Source organism: Megasphaera sp. NM10 (genome assembly GCF_000417505.1).
In the GTDB taxonomy this organism is placed as follows: Bacteria; Bacillota; Negativicutes; order Veillonellales; family Megasphaeraceae; genus Megasphaera; species Megasphaera intestinihominis.
Map to the genome: position 1 here is coordinate 1 of NZ_APHY01000102.1, position 2,047 is coordinate 2,047.

Genomic DNA, 2,047 nt, shown 5'->3' on the forward strand with positions numbered 1-2,047 from the left:
TCAGTTTTGCAGGAATTCTTGCTTCCATTTTCTTGACCATGTTTGGGTTCAGGCCGTTTTCAGAACAGATGACATTGAATTCCTTGTCGCCTTGAAGAATTGACAGAACAATCTTGGTCTTAAATTCAGAAGTGTACTTTTTTCTTGGCATGATAGCATCCTCCAATTTTCGTTACTTAATACTATATCATGCACTCTTAAAATTTTCAGTACTGGTCTGAATTCACAGGCCCATTATAGAATTCATTGTAGAGTCGCACCCTTCACGGGTGCGTGGATTGAAATTGATTGTAGTCCCGAACAATATCGAGGAACAAATCAAGTCGCACCCTTCACGGGTGCGTGGATTGAAATCGACCTGGTGCAATACTGCTTGAAGGTCGTCGGGGCGTCGCACCCTTCACGGGTGCGTGGATTGAAATACATAAAACCATTTGAAAATATAAATTAAGGGCTGAGTCGCACCCTTCACGGGTGCGTGGATTGAAATTATTTTAGGCATATTAATTGACGTTAAAGCCCCCCAGTCGCACCCTTCACGGGTGCGTGGATTGAAATCAAAAAGAATATGAAAAATTGAATGAGTCCAAGGCCGTCGCACCCTTTGCGAGTGCGTGGATTGAAATCTGGCAAAAGGATCGGCCATAGGGATTAAGGAAGCTGTCGCACCCTTAGTGGGTGCGTGGATTGAAATTCGATGAATCGTCTATCCTGAAATCCTTTACCGGGGTTGCACCTTCACGGGTGCGTGGATTAAAATATGATATAATTAAATTATAAGGTACTTATGGATGTGAATATTACAGAATACTGAAAGGAGGCGTTTTTCATGGAATATGCTGAAGATGATTTTTTGATGATATCGGGGATACAACATTTTTCTTTTTGTCCGAGACAATGGGCCTTAATTCACATAGACCAAGTTTGGGCTGAAAATGTTAAGACGATGGAAGGTAACATTATTCATGAAAATTGTCATAATCCAGACTTTGTGGAGAAACGCGGAGAGCTTCTTGTTTCCCGGGGGATGAGGATATCTTCAAGAACGTTGGGGGTAACTGGGCAATGTGATGTGGTGGAATTTCGTCAAAATAATGCTGGCTGTTATTTATACGGACAGAAAGGGGTATGGCAGCCTTTTCCCATTGAATACAAACGAGGGAAATCCAAGGATATAGATGCAGATCGTCTTCAGCTTTGCTGTCAAGCTATGTGTCTGACGGAAATGTTAGGAGTGCCTATTTCAGAAGGGGCTGTGTACTATCATGAAACTCATCGAAGAGAAACGGTTTCATTGACAGAAGATTTATGTCATGAAGTTAGAGAAATGTTGGCACAAATGCATGATTATTTTCGACGTGGCTATATTCCTAAAGTTCGCCCTAGAAAGGGATGCCCCAGTTGTTCCTTGAAAGAACTTTGTCTGCCTATCATTTGTAAAAAGAAATCAGCTCGTCCCTATTACGATACTATGTTGGGAGAGTGACGAAATATGAGAAAATTGTTGAATACATTATATATCATGACTCCGGAAACGTATTTAGCCTTAGAAAATGACAATGTTATCGTTTTAATGGATGAAAATGTGATGGGAAAATTTCCTCTTCATACGTTAGAGCAGATTATTTATTTCGGTTATAAAGGCGCGTCGCCAGCCTTAATGGGGGAATGTGCCAAAAGAAATATAGGACTTTGTTTTTATCGCCAGAGTGGTAGATTTTTGGCTAGGGTAGTGGGAACGACTCAGGGAAATGTATTATTGCGGAAAAAACAATACCGTTGTTCCGATGATGAAGAGCAAAGCTGTCAAATTGCCAGGTATTTTATTGTAGGGAAGATTTTCAATGCTCGCAGTGTATAATGGGCCCCTTGTCAAGACCACGTTCTAAAATTTTAAGAGTGGCAGTAAGCAGAATTATTCTAAGCAGCGAAGCAAGCAAAGTAAAACTCGTTGGGAACCTTGTAGCCTAATGCCTCGTGGGGCCGTATGTTGTTGTAATCATCTACGTATTGGTTAATCAGACGTCGAAGCTCTCTTGGGGTCTGA

General features: G+C 41.3%; 3 protein-coding genes and 1 CRISPR repeat array. Of the genes, 2 read left to right on the top strand and 1 reads right to left on the bottom strand.

The annotated features are described in order from the left end of the window. Positions 1–253: 253 nt before the first annotated feature. Positions 254–694: a CRISPR direct-repeat array (repeat unit 32 nt; unit sequence GTCGCACCCTTCACGGGTGCGTGGATTGAAAT). A gap of 135 nt (positions 695–829) precedes the next feature. Both cas4 and NM10_RS12280 read left to right on the top strand, forming a co-directional pair. Next, positions 830–1,486, top strand: a complete 657-nt coding sequence (cas4, locus tag NM10_RS12275) for a CRISPR-associated protein Cas4 (protein ID WP_020311860.1) — start codon at positions 830–832, stop codon at positions 1,484–1,486. Positions 1,487–1,492: 6 nt separating this feature from the next. Then, positions 1,493–1,861, top strand: coding sequence for a CRISPR-associated endonuclease Cas1 (locus NM10_RS12280; RefSeq protein ID WP_020311861.1), 369 nt, complete (start codon positions 1,493–1,495; stop codon positions 1,859–1,861). 59 nt (positions 1,862–1,920) lie between these two features. Here the strand turns inward: NM10_RS12280 and NM10_RS15360 are convergent. After that, on the bottom strand, positions 1,921–2,047 hold a 127-nt coding region (locus NM10_RS15360; RefSeq protein WP_147675889.1), incomplete at its 5' end, for an integrase core domain-containing protein.

What these genes read in the sequence shown, in the direction of transcription:
- NM10_RS12280 (WP_020311861.1), top strand. Translation starts at nt 1,493, where the DNA reads ATGAGAAAATTGTTGAATACATTATATATCATGACTCCGGAAACGTAT.
- cas4 (WP_020311860.1), top strand. Translation starts at nt 830, where the DNA reads ATGGAATATGCTGAAGATGATTTTTTGATGATATCGGGGATACAACAT.